We start from the raw sequence: 16,035 nt of genomic DNA, 5'->3' as shown, positions 1-16,035 counted from the left end.
TTAAGCTTGTTTTAGCTGACTTATCTTTGCTGAGGAGATTGGGCGAGTGATGAGACCTAATAGTACACATACCCCCATCAGTGCTGCAGAAATAGAGTAAGCTAGTGTGTAGCCTTCACCTGATGTCATCGAGAATCCTACAATTGCTGCTCCAATCGCTCCGCCAATACCCCAAGATGTATATAGCACTCCGTAATTGGTACCGTAATTTTTAAGACCATAGAATTCTGCTGTAATGGTTGGGAAGACAGCCAGTAAGGTACCATAACCAAGGGCCGTTACTGCAGTGCCAATAACAAGGGTTAGCTCTGAATCGAAAGCCGCAAATAAAACCATATTAATACCCTGAATGATAAATGCGAGTAGTAAAGTACGGATACCACCTATCTTATCCGCAAGCATACCTGCTGCAATTCGCCCACCAGAGTTAAAGATGGCTAATACAGACGCAAGATAAACCGCGTTTGGTAAGTTAGCTTGCACACTGGCGATATTAGTGATGTTGCCAATGACCATCAAACCTACGGATGCGGCGAACGCGTACATTACCCAAAGAGAGTAAAACTGAGGTGTTTTCAACATTGCTTTCCAGTCAAGATCGCTATTTTGTTGATTTGATGACTGCGCTTTTGTTTCTGTGCCATGTGGTTGCTTGGGTTGGTATCCTTGAGGTGGGTTATTGATCGTTGCAGCTAAAGGTACGGCAATAACCAAAATTCCGATTCCGAGGATCAGGAAACTACTCTGAATTCCCATTTGACCAATGAGCATCGACGTTAACGGTGCGAGGTAAATTGCAGCTAAACCAAAACCCGCAGCGATAATACCGCAAACCATTCCTTTTTTGGATGGATGGAACCATTTCATCGCCGATGGCGATAAACACGCATAACCAAAGCCAATACCGGCACCAGTGACAATACCAAAGGTAATATTAAGCATCATAGGAGAGTCGATAAAGCTTGAAGCGATCATGCCAACACCAGTAAGGGTTGTACCTAGTAGCAAAATCAGTCTTGGACCCATTCGGTCTTGAAGGATCCCGGCGATAAGCAAACAGATAGAGAAAGTGATAGTCGCGGTAGCATAAGGCGCTGAAGCTTCAGCTGCGCTCCAACCAGACTCGGTGACCAACGCTTTATTAAAAACACTCCAAGCATACAGAATACCCAAACAAAGGTTGATACAGAAGCCAGCAAGCAGAATTCGCATCGCTTTATCAATTTTACTCATAGAATTACTCGTTTCCTCTACAGAGAGGCCTTATTTTAAAAATATTTATTCAACTTAAGTTTGCGTTTATCAACATAATCCGCAGTGGGCGCGAATTATAACCAAATAAAGTGTGATTGGAATCTCTTTTTAAGCGAAAGCCGATATTTTATTGAAGGGGCATATAAGCGAGCTTTGTAGTGTTAATAAAGAGTTGCGAAGATACTATTTAATAGTTATCCGGGTGAGCAAAAAGCGACCAGATAAAAGTGGGATATTAAGATTCTGGCCCAACAATGGACAGGAAATAAAATAATCGACGACATCCTAACTGTATAACCGCCCCATACATTATATCGATAATACAATGTACAAGGCATAGTTTATGTTGGGTATATAACTACATCACGGTGTAATTCGGGCCTCCTCCCTCGGGTGGGGTCCATGTGATATTTTGAGAAGGATCTTTAATATCACAGGTTTTACAATGTAGGCAGTTAGCTGCATTAATTTGAAGCTTTTTGGTGCCATCAACATTGATAAGTTCATAGACACCAGCTGGACAGTACCTTTGACTGGGTTCATCGTAAAAGTCTAAATGTTTGGTTATAGGAATATTGCTATCACTAAGAAGTAAATGACAGGGTTGGTTTTCTTCGTGGAAGGTCGAGGATAGATACACCGAAGATGTTTTATCAAAGCTGATCTTACCATCCGGTTTCTGATACTGAATGGGTTTAGATTCAGTTAGTTGGCGCATCGAACTATGATCTTCTTGCTTGTCATGTATGATCCATGGGCAGGAACCTGATGAAAACTTTTGCCAGATATTTTGTTCGAAAACCGTTAAAGCGCCGCCCATAATCGGGCCAAATCTATGAATTGCGCCAGGAAAATTCTTGTGTTGTTCCAATTCTTTATACAGCCAAGAAGTTTCAAATAGCTCTGTATAATCCGCTACAGAAGAGGAATTCACGAGCGCCATGTGTATCGCCTCTGCAGCTAGAAGTCCCGACTTCATTGCTGTGTGGCTTCCTTTGATTTTTGCGGCGTTTAGGGTTCCTGCATCGCAACCGATAAGCAGCCCACCAGGAAACTGTTGTTTTGGTAGCGACAGTAGCCCACCTTTTGCAATGGCTCTTGCACCATAAGCAATACGTTCCGCTCCCTCTAGGTAATGAGTAAATGCGGGGTGATGCTTCAGCCGCTGAAATTCATCGAAAGGGCTGAGATAGGGATTGGTATAATTTAAATCGGTTATCAAACCTACAGCAATCATATTGTCTTCAAGATGGTATAGAAACCCACCTCCTGTTGTATCAGAACTACTCAGAGGCCAGCCAGTAGAGTGAATCACCAGACCAGGCTGATATCTATTGTCGTCTTTTTTAAACTTCCAGACTTCTTTAATTCCCAATGCATAGTGTTGGGGCTGTTTTCCTTGATTTAGTTCGAAGCGTTCGATGAGCTCCTTACCTAAACTTCCTCTTGCGCCTTCTGCGAAGATCGTCTGTCTTGCGTTTAATTGGATCCCTGCTTGAAATGTATCTTTCTGGTTCCCACCTTTATCTAAACCCATATCGGCGGTGATGATGCCTGTTACTTGGCCTTCGTCATCGTAGCAAATTTGTTTTGCGGGAAACCCTGGAAAAACTTCAACACCTAACTTTTCTGCTTGCTCCGCTAGCCAGCGACAGAGCTTACCTAGGCTGATGACATGATGACCAGAGTGGTTTCTCATTGCTTCTGGAATCAGGATTTCAGGCATACTTACTGATTTTGATTCACTAGTTAGGTAAACAACACTATCTTTGGTGACAGGGTTAGTTAAAGGCGCTTCCATTTTTTGCCATTCAGGGAAGAGCTCGTCCAGTGCAGTGGTCTCAAAAACCGCCCCCGAAAGGATATGTGCGCCGATATCAGGCGCTTTTTCTACCACGCAAATCGTTAAATTAGTTTGTTCTTGCTGTGATAATTGTGCGAGTTTGCAGGCAGCTGAAAGTCCAGCAGGGCCTGCTCCAACGATAACAACATCAAAATCTAAGCTTTCTCTTTCCATGTTTTAACCTAAACAACCAAACCAATATCTCTAAATACTATAGTTTCAGTTGACGTAAACGTAAACTTTACTATGCTAAAAATACCTACACAGTTCACGGAGAAAACAATGAAAATTTTGGTAGCGATTAAACGCGTCATTGATCCCTATGCGAAAATTCGGGTTCAGTCTGATGGCTCTGGAGTTGAAACCAATAACGTCAAAATGACGATTAACCCGTTTTGTGAAATAGCGGTTGAAGAGGCCATTCGTCTTAAAGAATTAGGTGTTGCATCGGAAGTTGTTGTCGTCTCAATAGGTGATAAAAGTTGTCAAGAGCAGTTGCGTGGTGCGCTTGCTCTGGGTGCTGATAGAGCGATTCAGGTTGATACTGCAAAAACATGTCATCCACTTAGTGTTGCGAAGATACTTAAAGAGATCGCTAAACAAGAGCAGGTTGGTTTGGTATTACTGGGGAAACAATCGATCGATAATGATAATAATCAGGTGCCCCAGATGCTGGCCGGGCTTTGTGGTTGGCCTCAAGCAACGTTTGCGTCAGAAGTCAAAATCGAGGATGAGACCGCGACAATAACTCGAGAAATTGATGGTGGCTTAGAGACTCTAAAGCTTTCTTTGCCTGCTGTGGTCAGTACCGATCTTAGGTTAAACGAACCACGTTACGCTTCTCTACCTAATATTATGAAAGCAAAGCGCAAACCCCTAGATGTTATCGAGCTTTCTTCTTTGGATATTGAACCTTCAGACTCACAAGAGATCCTAGAGGTATTTGAACCATCGAAGCGAGAAGCAGGCGTAATGGTATCCAGTGTGTCTGAGCTGGTAGACAAACTAAAAAATGAAGCTAAAGTCGTAGATTAAAGGGAATTACAATGCGTGAAATAAAAGTATTGGTTGTTGCTCAACATGACAACCAGAAAATTTCTGCTGATACTTTGTCAACATTAAAAGCAGCTCAATCATTTTTAGAAGTTGCAGACAGTGGCTCGATCGATGCGCTGGTCGTGGGGTCAGGGTGTCAAAGCGTGAATAAGCAGCTCGCCAGTTGCGAGATTTTGGATAGCGTACTTTGTGCAGAACACGAAGACTTCGTTGATTGTATAGCGGCAAATGTTGCTCCTACCATTCAGCAAGTTGCTGAGGGCTATACGCACGTTTTAATGCCTGCAAATACCTTTGGAAAAGACATCTTACCTCGCGTCGCTGCGATGTTGAATGTCGAAATGCTATCAGACATTATGGCTGTCGAGGCAATCGACACCGTTGTAAGACCGATTTATGCAGGAAATGCGTTGGCACGAGTCCGTTCTAATGATTCGATTAAGTTGGTAACGGTAAGGTCAACTGCTTTTGACAAAATTACTCTATCGAGTTCAGAGTCAGCAAAAATAGTGGCGGTCGAGCCCTTTACTTCAGCATCAAAGACGCAGCTGGTTTCCCGTGAATGCGTTGAACGAGAGCGTCCGGATTTAAATGGTGCAGAAGTTGTTGTATCTGGTGGCCGAGGTCTTGGAAGTAAAGAAAATTTCGCATTGATTGAACAGCTTGCTGATAAACTTGGTGCGGCTATAGGGGCATCAAGGGCCGCGGTTGATGCTGGTTTTGTGACTAACGATCTTCAAGTTGGACAGACGGGTAAAATAGTGGCTCCTAAGCTTTATATTGCGGTAGGAATCTCCGGTGCAATTCAGCATCTGGCTGGTATGAAAGATTCAAAAGTGATTGTGGCGATAAACAGCGATCCTGATGCAGCAATATTTGAGGTCGCTGATTACGGCTTGGTCGGAGATCTATTTGAAATTTTGCCAGAGTTAACAAATAGTTTTTAACTTATCGGTTTTTGAAAGTGGTGTTATTGCGCGATGGCTCACAACACCATTTTTATTTTGAGTCGACTTGACCTAGAGTCGGATTATTTCGCTGGTTACTTGGCCGTTAAAGAGCGTTAATTTGTTAATACCTATTAAAGCACTTCGGTTATATTCTGAGATCTTGTGGTCGAAACCGTAGGCTGTCGAAGGAGCCATATGTTGAGTAACTTCTTCTTTGGTTGTAACAATGTGGTCGTGACCGTGCCCACAAATGACGTCTTTAACCCCGAATCTTTTTAAGATAGAAAACGTGTAGTCATCATTCTCTAAGCAGATCGCTTTCATCCAATCAGAGCCCACCCGTATAACAGGATGATGAATGACAACAATTGGTTTTTTGCGTTTACGTGCCACTTTTTTTAATAAAGAGAGCTCCAGCCTATCAAGACGACCAGAGCCTAGCGGGTGCACTGAATTCATGGGTTTTTGACTGGAGTCCAAAAATACGATTTCTCGGCCAGCAATTCGACAATATTTCACCACTTTAATGCGGCTGTTTCTGAGCTCCTTCTTCATCAGAACAAGGTCATCATGATTACCCGCAATCGCATAAATGGGTTTGTCTTTAATGTACTTATCAATAATGCGACTGAGCTTTGTATAATCTCCGGGCTTTGGGCCACACACGAGATCACCTGTGAGGAGCACGGCAGCATGAGCAGTATCTTTACTCACTTCACCCAACGCCCTCTCGAAGTTGTAGTAGCTTGTTTCGTCACTTAAATGACAGTCGCTAATTTGAAAAACAATACTCATTTTGGTTCCTAATATAATTGATGATCCAGACAGAAGGTGCAATGAGCAGGGCTTGAGCTAATAACTTTTTAATGCTTGCCCAGAACATGATGTCAAATAGTACGTCAAAGCTTTTAACACCCCAAAAAGCCAAAATTAAGAATAAATTAACATCAATAAGAGCGACGATAAATGTTGCGAAGCCGATTTTTAAAGTCATGTTTTGTATTGCTAAGGTGTGAAACAATACACCAAATAAGTACATCGACACGAAGTAGGCGCATAATGAAGATAGGAAAATACGGTAATTAGACAGATTATAAATAGTATTAAAACTCTGATTATAAGAAGAAGACGGATCGATACTTGGTAGTAGGGATGAAAGATACATTAAGGTTATAAAACAAAGGTATCCAGCATAGGCAAAGCTAATTGATTGATTGTAAATAGCGGGTGTCCTTGTGCCAGCAATTACGGCTGAGCAAAGATAAACAAAAGGATAAGTAAAAAAGCCAGCAGTTAATCGAATGTCATAGAGCTGTATAGCTTTAGCAGCAGAGAGGTTCGATGCAGTCAGGAAACACATTAGCCCCATAGTTGCTATTAGGGTTGATTTTTCGATTGAATTCATTCTTTTAGCTCCATTTTATGGCAGATTGCTAAAAAGTTGTTTCGATTTATTTTTAGTTTTCTTCGAACAGATGGATTTAATAAGCTAGTTTTTGAAACAGTGACTGGTACAGGTATGCCAGAAATTGCAATGTCGATGGTTTGATTTTGTATATTAATTTTGTGAATTCTCTTATCAGATAGCTTGAACTTATCTGAGTCTTTTAACTGTATTTTATAACAAAAGAAATAGCTTAGTCTTTTGGTAGCTATTGAGTGAAAATGAGTTTTTATTTGATTAATATAAATCGATAGCTTGCAATCCGTACCAAAGTACCTATTTATTGTGTTCATTATTATAAATCTAAATTTCAACATTTTTTAACTGCATTATTGGTAATTCGTTTTTTTCTCCATTTAGAGAAATGGTACCGTCAAGTATTATGGCTTTTTTGTGTGTCACAGAGCCAGATTCCGTTTCACAGAGATAGTGAAATTTATTCTTTAAAGGTGGTGTGTATTTTTCAAAAATGAGTTTACTATTTTTCGGTAGTTCGCTTATCAGATCGTTGTTTATCACGGTTATTTTGTGTATGTGACACTTTGCAAGTTTTGCTATTTGAGGATCAAGTGACTTGAAGATACAAAGTATCTGACTATCCTCTGATAAATCAGAAATTGAAACGTCAAAGTAGTCACAGATCTTACGAATAGTATCTATGGTGGGATTATCGTTTCTTCCAGAATATAAACTATATAAAGTGCTATACTTTATATTCATATCTTGTGCCAGCCACTTTACACCGCCAACGTCGTCTTTTTTCTCTGCTATCAAGTCTATAATTTTTTTTATCACGTACTGAGACCTAGAAGATCGATAAATCAATATTAATTTTAATAATTTTTTGATTTATTATAATAAATTGGGTAATATCTTTTTGCTGACTCAGACTTTATTCTTTTTTAGCTCAATGTTCTAGGTTTATTTCTGCCTAGATCTGAACATTTGACTTAATTTATAAAATAGAGTCTATTTATTTTTAAAATCATCAACAATTTTGTTTTTGTGCCCATGGTATTCTCCATGGGCTTATTTTATAGCAAACACTCTCGTTGGACATCGTCTTACTTCAACAAAAGAATCACTTTTATTATAAATTGATTGATCTAGTTCTGACTGGTGGGTTTCAAGCTGTGTTATTTTCCTTGAACTCAACATTGTGGTATCGCTCTGAATCCTGCATGTTGAAGTTACTTGGTTCTATAAAAGAGGCTGGTTCAGGCAAAGTAGTTAAGTGAGACAGAAATCTATGTCTAAGTTATTCGACGATTAACTTTGTTTTAGTGAAAGACGTGCCTGTTGATGTTGTAGATCGAATGAAATCCATGTTGTCGGTGGTTAAAGTATTTCATTAGATAAAGAAAAGGGAGCGAATGCTCCCTTTTTTATTATTGGCTAGGTTGCTGTAGATGTTGTACTAGAACCTTGATGAACCTCGCTGCTTCACCACCTGTGCATGCTCGGTGGTCAAAAGTGATAGAAAGTGGCATCACTTTAACGGCGACAGGCTTGTCGTCTTTCATCACTACTCGTTCGATAATGCGACCCGCGCCAACGATAGCGACTTGCGGTGGAGAAACAACAGGTGTTGCAAACAACCCTGAGATAGAGCCAAAGTTAGACAGAGTAATAGTGGCATTTTGTAAGCTTTCCCTGCCAATTTTACGTTCTCTAATTCCATTTACTGTTTCGTTGAGCCAGTTGCGGATGCCATTGTCATCAAATTGATCAGCATTTTTCAAGACAGGTACATAGAGCCCGTGGCTACTATCAACGGCCATTCCTATATTAACGCTATCGTGAACACAACGCGTCATTGTCTCTGCATCGAACCAAGCATTTAATGCTGGTTCCTCTTTACAAGCATGAACAACTGCTTTTACCAGACGACCGGAGATGTCTTCTTTAGGCAACCAATCCCCTAAGTTGGCTTCTTCCGTGATCGTCACGGCAGCAACATGATGATGAGATTCAGCCATGGTCGAGACCATGGTTCTTCTCGCTCCTTTGAGGACCTCCGTACCTGGACTCTGTTTTCCTGCTTCAGCATAGACATCATTGTCTGTTATCATTCCGTTGTGGCCTGTTCCTTTGACGGACTTGAGTTCCACACCGAGTTTATTTGCCAATATACGTGCTGAGGGTAGGGCTGTAATAAGGTCTTCAGCTGAAGGGTTATGCGTGCTACCGATCCAGAAGTCGTCTACATCGACTTTGTGTGCGGTGTTAGAGACATTACCGACAACAGTTGCAGCATCTTTCTGTTCAGACTTTTGTGGCTCAGATCCGACAAGCTCTGCTTGCTCTTCTATCTCCATTAGTGGTGCGCCAATATCAACTACATCGCCTGCTTCACCATAACGGCTCACCACAACACCAGAATAGGGAGCAGGAACGTCAACAACGGCTTTAGCTGTTTCAACAGTCAAGACGATTTGATCTAACTCTACTGTATCTCCGACATTAATATGCCACTCAACGATCTCTGATTCAGCGAGACCTTCACCTAGGTCTGGTAGTAAAAAAGTTTTCATTATTTCCACCCCTCCACTAATTCTCGGGCTGCAAGTACGATATCTTGTTCTTGGATCATGAAGTAATCTTCATTTCGGTAGTAAGGCATTACAGTGTCCATTCCCGTAACTCGGCGTGGTGGTGCTTTAAGCAAGCACATAGCGCTTTCCGCAGTTCTAGCAACAATTTCAGCACCGACACCACAAGTGCGGCTTGCTTCATGCACTACTAACAGACGGCGTGTTTTTTCAACCGAGCGAAGTATGGTTTCCATGTCGATAGGCTTGATTGAGGCTAGATCAATGACTTCGGCTTCGATGCCTTGACTTGATAGAGTTTGTGCTGCTTGCAATGACTCAACAACACACGCTCCCCAAGTGACGAGAGTTAGGTCGCGACCTTTGCGCAGTGTGAAGCATGTATCAAGAGGTAACGCTTCCCCACTATCTATTACTTCCGATTTTACGGTCCTGTATATCCGCTTGGGTTCAAAAAACATCACAGGGTCATTACTGCGGATCGCAGCAAGCAGTAAACCGTAAGCACGCTGTGGTGATGAAGGGATCACCACTTTAAAGCCGGGCGTGTGTGCAAACAGCGCTTCGACACTTTCTGAGTGATGCTCTGGAGCATGTATGCCTCCGCCAAAAGGTGCTCTGAAAACAGCGGGGCAAGTTAGTCTTCCACGAGTGCGGTTGCGCATACGAGCAGCGTGACACATTAAGTGTTCAAGTGCTGGAAAAACAAAGCCTTGGAATTGAAACTCTGCAACGGGACGTAAGCCTTGAGAAGCCATACCCACAGCTACGCCACCGATAAGTGCTTCTGCCAGTGGTGTATCAATCACACGACGTAGGCCGAATTTCTGTTTTAGACCTATGGTTGCACGGAAGACACCGCCATTGTCACCTACGTCTTCACCAAGAACAACCACATTTGAGTCTTTGGTCATTTCGTGGTGTAAAGCAAGATTCACTGCCTCAACTAATGTTATTTCAGCCATGCTTGCCTCCTTGCATACGCATTGCTTTATTGATCAACTCATCGCGTTGGCTATTTAGTTCTACAGGCGCTTGCTCGTATAGGTAGTCAAATGCGGTCTCAGGTGCTTGAGGGGGAAGATTAATGTAATTATCGACCGCTTTTTCAACCATATGCTTGCATTCTTTCAGCCATTGTTCCTCATGGAAGTCGCTCCAGACTCCCTGAGCAACCAAAAATGCTTTTAAGCGTTTAACAGGCTCAAAGTCCCAGGCCTCTTGAAGTTCGGCTTTACTACGATACCGGGTGGCATCATCTGCAGTTGTGTGATCACTAAGTCGGTAACTGACAGCTTCGATGAGCGTAGGGCCTTTGCCTTTACGAGCTCGATCCAGTGCAATACGCACAGAATCATGAACAGCGACAACATCATTGCCATCAACCGTGATGCCACGTATTCCTGCACCTTTGGCTTTGTCTGATAAGAATTCAGCCGAGGATTGAAGGGCGCGCGGAACAGAAATCGCCCATTGGTTGTTATTGATGACAAACACCAAAGGCAGGTTCCATGCACCAGCACAGTTGATACTTTCTAAAAAGTCGGCTTTTGATGTTGCGCCATCCCCACAAGTTACTAGTGCTGCGTGGTGATGGTTGTCGATTTTCAATGCTGAAGCAACGCCAACAGCGTGGGTACATTGAGTTGCGATCGGAACACAAAATGGTAAGTCGTTACAATGTTCTGGTTGACCGCCATCTGTTGGCATGACATTAAAATCACTACCGCGCTCGTCTCCACCCCAGTACTGGAGGTTCTTTTCCATCGGGATACCGCGAACCCACATCGCTGGCATATCTCGATAGTATGGTACGAACACATCACGGGGATGTAGGGCGTGACCTATGCCAATTCCGAAAGCTTCTGCGCCAAGGTGAGAAGGGTAGGTGCCCAGTTTACCAGTACGTTGTAGAGCAACCGCTTTGTTGTCATAAGTTCGTGTGAGAACCATATCCTTGTAGAAGGTGATCAACGTTTGTAAGTCTGCCCATGCAGGAAGCTTCTCTATCGACGCACCAGAGTGATCGATAAAACGCAGCATGGGTAGCGTTTGAACATTCATTACTATCTCCTTGTTGTTTCGCAAAGGTGGATCACACCAGAGAGAAACGCTATTTGACTCAGGACCATGTTTCGGTACTGCAGAGCCAAGGTAGATACCTATATTTCCATAAACACTAAAAAGCTCGAAATAAAATAACATGCTGCTATTTCAATGATTCTCCGTGCTTTTTAACTACAATTTTCTCATATGTCAGCGATCAATTTCATATTTCACGCTCAATACTAAGTGTAACCAAATTGTTAAAATTAGCTCGTTATGTACATTTCTTATACAGTAAAATAAAGCTTACAGTTTTATGAAATATGGATAATGATTTTATAATTTCTGCGCAAGGGACGTGATTTTTGGTGAAATGTGCTAAGTGTCGGATTTAACTTGGAATATTAATTTGTTTAATGAATTTGTGAAAATGTGCTGTGAAACACAAAAGAGCAGGCGTAGCACTGCTCTTTTGTTTAAAACAACCCGTAGACGATTATTCTGTTTGCTCTTTTAGTGATTCTTTTTGCTGTACTTTATAAACTTTGCCAGCATTGAATCGCTCTAGGTAATCAGCTAGGTCACGTTTAACTTCAGGAACCAGAATGTAAAGACCAACAATGTTAACCAAGGCCATAGCGAAGATCATCGCGTCTGAGAAATCAATAACAGGGCCAAGGTTCATTGCTGCGCCTATGATGACGAAGATACAGAACATAACTTTGAAAACCAGCTCTGCTGTTTTCCCCTCACCGAATAGATAAGTCCAAGCTTTTAGACCGTAGTAAGACCATGAGATCATCGTTGAAAAAGCGAATAGTACAACCGCAATTGCTAAGATGTATGGGAACCAGTTGATGGCACTACCAAAGGCTGCTGATGTGAGCTCAACACCTGCAAGACCAGTATCTGTATCTAAATAGCCTGTAATGATGATAACAAGGGCTGTCATGGTACAAATTACGACCGTATCAATAAAAGGTTCAAGTAAAGATACGAAGCCTTCCGACATTGGCTCTTTGGTTTTTACTGCTGCGTGAGCAATAGCTGCAGAACCCACACCCGCTTCGTTTGAGAAAGCTGCACGTTTGAAGCCTTGGATTAGAACACCAATGACACCACCCGCGATACCTTCACCTGTGAACGCTCCGTTAAAGATTGCGCTGAATGCGTCATCAATACGATCAAAGTTCATTAAAATAATGATTAAGGCGGCACCTACATAAATGGTGGCCATAAATGGAACCACTTTTTCGGTAACTTTTGCGATAGATTTAATACCACCGATTATCACAATGCCAACGATGACAGCAAGGATAAGACCGAACAACCATCCTTTATCAGCAAAGAATGATGCGTCACCGCCTGTGACACTTACAACTTGCTTAAAAGCTTGGTTAGCTTGGAACATATTACCGCCGCCAAGAGATCCACCAATGGCAAAAATCGAAAATAGTACAGCTAGAGTACGCCCAAAAGCCGCGTTTCCGCGTTTGGCTAATCCTTTGCTTAGGTAGTACATTGGACCACCTGAGACTGAGCCGTCAGGATTGGTATTACGATATTTTACCCCGAGCGCACACTCGACGAACTTACTCGACATACCCAGAAGGCCAGCCAGTATCATCCAGAAAGTCGCACCAGCACCGCCTATGGATACAGCGACGGCAACCCCTGCGATATTTCCGAGTCCCACTGTGCCAGAAAGGGCTGTGGTGAGTGCTTGGAAATGAGAAACTTCACCATCTTCTTTTGCTTTAGGATCTGAGAATTTGCCAGAGACTAATTGGACCGCATGCTTAAAGCCGCGAACATTAATAAATCCGAGATAAAAAGTAAAAAATGACGCTGCAATGACCAACCATAAAACAATCCAAGGCACCTGTACGTCGGTAAAAGGGAAAGGAATGGTCGAAAAAATCATTCCTACAAATGGGTTGACGATAGGGGCTATGACCTCGTTTATCTTATCATCCAGATTGGACGCTGCAGCATTACCTGCATAAAGACTCGCTAATAAAGCAAGCGAAATTCGCTCTTTCATGCTTTTCCTGCCTGTAGTTATTCGTTCATGTAAGTGTTATTCGTATAATGTTGTGTTTGTTGCAATTATGTAACGGGCTTATTATTCATTTTATCTATAAGCAGGCAAGTTCTTTAGTCCAAAGTATGATCTAGTGAACACTTCTTAATCGCACTGTATTGGTCACCTGAATGTGGTGACTTTACCTGTAATATTGCTCTTTTATAGCAATTTTATTCTTAAGTTTATGTTTAATTGATATTTAATAGTTTGAGCTTTTCATCCATTTTAATTTTTCTGGTGATTATTTGCCCAAAAATAAAGTGAATGAGCACATATGATGACGAAAAGTGTCAAAGTCGTTCAATGACGATTTTGTGACTTATCTGAATTGTTATTTATTACAAGTAGTTAACATTATTGATTTGTCTGGTTATAGTAGTCGCAGTTTTAATACAGGAGGTGAATAATGAAGCTGACGATATCAGGAAAGTTACAGCTTAGTTTTCTGTCGCTTGCGGTACTTTTTATCGTTTCTGCCCTTTTTATCTATCGGAGTTTAGAGACTGTCGAGGTCAAGACAACCTCATTATTAACAAGAGATTTACCTACCGTTGATGCAGGGCGTTCTCTTCAACAATCTATCCACGAAACCGTTTCATCATTACGCGCTTATATGATTTTAGCCGCAAGTGAGCCCTCTAAGACTAAACAAAAAAATGAGCTCGATACCGCTTTAGAAAAAGTGGCGCGTAGGATGTTGGTAATGAAGCCTTTAATCACAGCGCAAGATCATCAAAATCTCACTCAAGAGTGGGACAGAGCTATGGCTTCAATAGAAAAAATTGTTACTTTGAGCCACACCAATGAGAATTTACCTGCTCACGCGCTGTTTATCGATGAAGCAGCACCCATCGCAGAGGTTGCGCTCGATCAATTGCAAGGTCTTATTGACGATGAAGCGAGTAATAAAGATGGGGGAGAGCGTAAGCGCTTATTTAGATTGTATGCTGATAGTTATACTTCTTTAGCTAATGCACTCGCCTCAATGCGAGATTTTCTTATTTATGGTAAGCAAGAGCATATTGATAAATATCAAGATTTTCTCAAGTCACACGCTAAGTCCGTCGCTGAAATTGATGCAAAAATAAATTTACTATCGTCTAGCAATCAAGGGTTATGGGAATTGTTTAAAGAAATGCAGAGTTTGTATTTGCCCCTTGCCGAACAAGTGGTAAAACTGCGTCTTGCAAGAGATTGGAACTTAGCGAATCAAGAAATGGAAAACAAACTGGTGCCAGCTGTGTTAGCACTTGATGGTGTGCTCGATACTATGATAGCAACACAGCAAAAGTTGGCAGACTCTAGCGGCCAAGGGATATTTTCGGCAGTACAACAGGTGATCGGCGTTATTATTGTCTCAATCGCCGTTGTGGTTATCGTTGCTGTCTCTATTGCGCACTTTATGGGCCGAAATATTGGACGTCGTATTGCGATTGTGTCGCAAAGAGCAGAATCTATTGCAGATGGTGATATTTCACAGGAAAAACTTGAAGTGAAAGGCTCTGATGAGTTGGCGACTTTAACTCATTCCATTAATCGTATGAATGAAGAGTTGGCAAATATTGTCCAAGGTGTGAATACCAAAGCCACAACAGTTGTTGATAGCATGCGCTCATTAATTGATGCAAGCTCGATTACCGTCAACCAAGTTGAAAACCAGCGTGACGCCATTGCGTTAGTGGGGCAACAAGTGACAGATGTAAGCTACTCTGCAACTGATACAGCCGTACAAGCAGAGCAGTCGGTGGCGAATCTAATTGAGTCTAAGCAACAAATCGCAATCGGCTCAGATGCGCTTGACCGTAATAAAAAGACGGTGGATTTGCTCCATGCCACGATTGAGCAGGCCAGTAATGAAGTAACAAAGCTGAGCAAAGAGAGTGAGTCCATTGGTCGTGTTACTGAAGTGATTGAGGGCCTGGCGGAGCAGACCAACCTATTAGCTCTTAATGCCGCGATAGAAGCTGCCCGAGCTGGGGACTATGGGCGTGGATTTGCAGTGGTTGCTGATGAGGTTCGTTTGCTTGCAATGAGAACGACTGAATCCACTACCGAAATCAATAACATTGTTCATGCTATTCAAACCTCTACAAGGTCGGTGGTAAAAGAAATCGATAAAAGTAAGACATTGGCGGGTGAGGGAGCAGCGCACACCGAACAAGCCTATGGTACTTTAAACTCGACCACGACGCAGATTGAGATGCTTAATCAGCAGATGCAAGATCTTTTGACCTCAGCACAGTCTCAGTCGCAAGCGACTAATGAGATCCAACAACTAATGAATCAAGTGGTCGAGTCTGTGGATGATGTATCAAACTTATCTCAGTCATCGGCTGGGGTATCTAAGCAGGTACAACATCAGGTCACCGCGCTCAGTGAAGAAATGAACCGTTTTAGAGTACAGTAAGACTCTCTTTTTTGGCGATGTGGCTTTTCGTACTAAAGGTAAAGGTTGGGTTTTCTCAACCTTTATTCGCGAAATTGTATGTAAAACCGTCGTTCAAACTGTAAATTGATTGCAAGTTCGCCACTTGAGCGTGAAATAGTAAAAAAAGGCTTTTCTTTTCAGTTGGGTGTGGCATATTAACAGCGTCTTCACGATGTGCGTGCATCGTATAATGGCTATTACCTCAGCCTTCCAAGCTGATGATGCGGGTTCGATTCCCGCTGCACGCTCCAGTTGCTAAATATGCAACGCACTAAAATTTGCGTACTTCGTATAATGGCTATTACCTCAGCCTTCCAAGCTGATGATGCGGGTTCGATTCCCGCAGTACGCTCCAATTCTTCCTTCTGGTCCGTTA

The 16,035-nt window shown here is 42.2% G+C and carries 12 protein-coding genes and 2 tRNA genes; 5 read left to right on the top strand and 9 right to left on the bottom strand.

The genetic code is table 11. The features are described 5' to 3' along the window. The gene (locus RH40_RS14405; RefSeq protein ID WP_009602326.1) at window positions 1-1,233 is read right to left on the bottom strand and encodes an L-lactate MFS transporter; all 1,233 of its coding nucleotides are present in this window, start codon (window positions 1,231-1,233) and stop codon (window positions 1-3) included. Between the two features lie 379 nt (window positions 1,234-1,612). Further along, window positions 1,613-3,271 carry an electron transfer flavoprotein-ubiquinone oxidoreductase gene (locus tag RH40_RS14400; protein WP_009602325.1) on the bottom strand — a complete coding sequence of 553 codons (1,659 nt, stop codon included), beginning with the start codon at window positions 3,269-3,271 and terminating at the stop codon, window positions 1,613-1,615. A 108-nt stretch (window positions 3,272-3,379) separates the two neighbouring features. Between RH40_RS14400 and RH40_RS14395 the strand changes: the two genes are divergently transcribed. After that, entirely contained in the window at window positions 3,380-4,132 is a 753-nt protein-coding gene (locus RH40_RS14395) for an electron transfer flavoprotein subunit beta/FixA family protein (RefSeq protein WP_009602324.1), read from the top strand. 11 nt (window positions 4,133-4,143) lie between these two features. Next, window positions 4,144-5,100, top strand: a complete 957-nt coding sequence (locus RH40_RS14390; protein ID WP_009602323.1) for an electron transfer flavoprotein subunit alpha/FixB family protein — start codon at window positions 4,144-4,146, stop codon at window positions 5,098-5,100. A 72-nt stretch (window positions 5,101-5,172) separates the two neighbouring features. On the opposite strand, the gene RH40_RS14385 is transcribed toward RH40_RS14390, so the two are convergent. From RH40_RS14385 to RH40_RS14350, 7 genes are all read right to left on the bottom strand, one after another. Continuing rightward, window positions 5,173-5,898: a metallophosphoesterase family protein gene (locus tag RH40_RS14385; protein ID WP_009602322.1), complete on the bottom strand. Its 726-nt coding sequence runs from the start codon at window positions 5,896-5,898 to the stop codon at window positions 5,173-5,175. After that, the gene (locus RH40_RS14380) at window positions 5,876-6,508 is read right to left on the bottom strand and encodes a VUT family protein (RefSeq protein WP_009602321.1); all 633 of its coding nucleotides are present in this window, start codon (window positions 6,506-6,508) and stop codon (window positions 5,876-5,878) included. The genes RH40_RS14385 and RH40_RS14380 overlap by 23 nt, the downstream gene beginning before the upstream one ends. A gap of 342 nt (window positions 6,509-6,850) precedes the next feature. After that, window positions 6,851-7,342, bottom strand: a complete 492-nt coding sequence (locus tag RH40_RS14370) for a helix-turn-helix domain-containing protein (protein ID WP_009602319.1) — start codon at window positions 7,340-7,342, stop codon at window positions 6,851-6,853. Between the two features lie 593 nt (window positions 7,343-7,935). Continuing rightward, window positions 7,936-9,081 carry a dihydrolipoamide acetyltransferase family protein gene (locus RH40_RS14365; protein WP_009602318.1) on the bottom strand — a complete coding sequence of 382 codons (1,146 nt, stop codon included), beginning with the start codon at window positions 9,079-9,081 and terminating at the stop codon, window positions 7,936-7,938. After that, window positions 9,081-10,064 carry an alpha-ketoacid dehydrogenase subunit beta gene (locus RH40_RS14360; protein ID WP_009602317.1) on the bottom strand — a complete coding sequence of 328 codons (984 nt, stop codon included), beginning with the start codon at window positions 10,062-10,064 and terminating at the stop codon, window positions 9,081-9,083. Before RH40_RS14360 ends, RH40_RS14365 begins: the two co-directional genes overlap by 1 nt. Further along, the gene (pdhA, locus tag RH40_RS14355) at window positions 10,057-11,163 is read right to left on the bottom strand and encodes a pyruvate dehydrogenase (acetyl-transferring) E1 component subunit alpha (RefSeq protein ID WP_009602316.1); all 1,107 of its coding nucleotides are present in this window, start codon (window positions 11,161-11,163) and stop codon (window positions 10,057-10,059) included. Before pdhA ends, RH40_RS14360 begins: the two co-directional genes overlap by 8 nt. 478 nt (window positions 11,164-11,641) lie before the next feature. Then, entirely contained in the window at window positions 11,642-13,189 is a 1,548-nt protein-coding gene (locus RH40_RS14350; RefSeq protein ID WP_009602315.1) for an alanine/glycine:cation symporter family protein, read from the bottom strand. Window positions 13,190-13,637: 448 nt separating this feature from the next. Between RH40_RS14350 and RH40_RS14345 the strand changes: the two genes are divergently transcribed. The 3 genes from RH40_RS14345 to RH40_RS14335 all read left to right on the top strand — a co-directional run bounded on the left by RH40_RS14345 (window position 13,638) and on the right by RH40_RS14335 (window position 16,014). After that, a complete protein-coding gene (locus RH40_RS14345) occupies window positions 13,638-15,638 on the top strand; it encodes a HAMP domain-containing methyl-accepting chemotaxis protein (protein WP_009602314.1) in 2,001 nt (666 codons plus the stop codon). A 197-nt stretch (window positions 15,639-15,835) separates the two neighbouring features. Further along, a tRNA-Gly gene (locus RH40_RS14340) sits at window positions 15,836-15,910 on the top strand. 29 nt (window positions 15,911-15,939) lie between these two features. Beyond that, a tRNA-Gly gene (locus RH40_RS14335) sits at window positions 15,940-16,014 on the top strand. The last annotated feature ends 21 nt before the right edge of the window (window positions 16,015-16,035 follow it).

Source organism: Vibrio caribbeanicus ATCC BAA-2122, from assembly GCF_000165125.1.
Classification (GTDB): domain Bacteria; phylum Pseudomonadota; class Gammaproteobacteria; order Enterobacterales; family Vibrionaceae; genus Vibrio; species Vibrio caribbeanicus.
This window is presented reverse-complemented; position numbering and strand designations above follow the sequence as displayed.

Coding starts and splice junctions, on each gene's coding strand:
- RH40_RS14405 (WP_009602326.1), bottom strand. CDS start 1,233: ATGAGTAAAATTGATAAAGCGATGCGAATTCTGCTTGCTGGCTTCTGT.
- RH40_RS14345 (WP_009602314.1), top strand. CDS start 13,638: ATGAAGCTGACGATATCAGGAAAGTTACAGCTTAGTTTTCTGTCGCTT.
- pdhA (WP_009602316.1), bottom strand. CDS start 11,163: ATGAATGTTCAAACGCTACCCATGCTGCGTTTTATCGATCACTCTGGT.
- RH40_RS14380 (WP_009602321.1), bottom strand. CDS start 6,508: ATGAATTCAATCGAAAAATCAACCCTAATAGCAACTATGGGGCTAATG.
- RH40_RS14385 (WP_009602322.1), bottom strand. CDS start 5,898: ATGAGTATTGTTTTTCAAATTAGCGACTGTCATTTAAGTGACGAAACA.
- RH40_RS14390 (WP_009602323.1), top strand. CDS start 4,144: ATGCGTGAAATAAAAGTATTGGTTGTTGCTCAACATGACAACCAGAAA.
- RH40_RS14360 (WP_009602317.1), bottom strand. CDS start 10,064: ATGGCTGAAATAACATTAGTTGAGGCAGTGAATCTTGCTTTACACCAC.
- RH40_RS14400 (WP_009602325.1), bottom strand. CDS start 3,271: ATGGAAAGAGAAAGCTTAGATTTTGATGTTGTTATCGTTGGAGCAGGC.
- RH40_RS14395 (WP_009602324.1), top strand. CDS start 3,380: ATGAAAATTTTGGTAGCGATTAAACGCGTCATTGATCCCTATGCGAAA.
- RH40_RS14350 (WP_009602315.1), bottom strand. CDS start 13,189: ATGAAAGAGCGAATTTCGCTTGCTTTATTAGCGAGTCTTTATGCAGGT.
- RH40_RS14365 (WP_009602318.1), bottom strand. CDS start 9,081: ATGAAAACTTTTTTACTACCAGACCTAGGTGAAGGTCTCGCTGAATCA.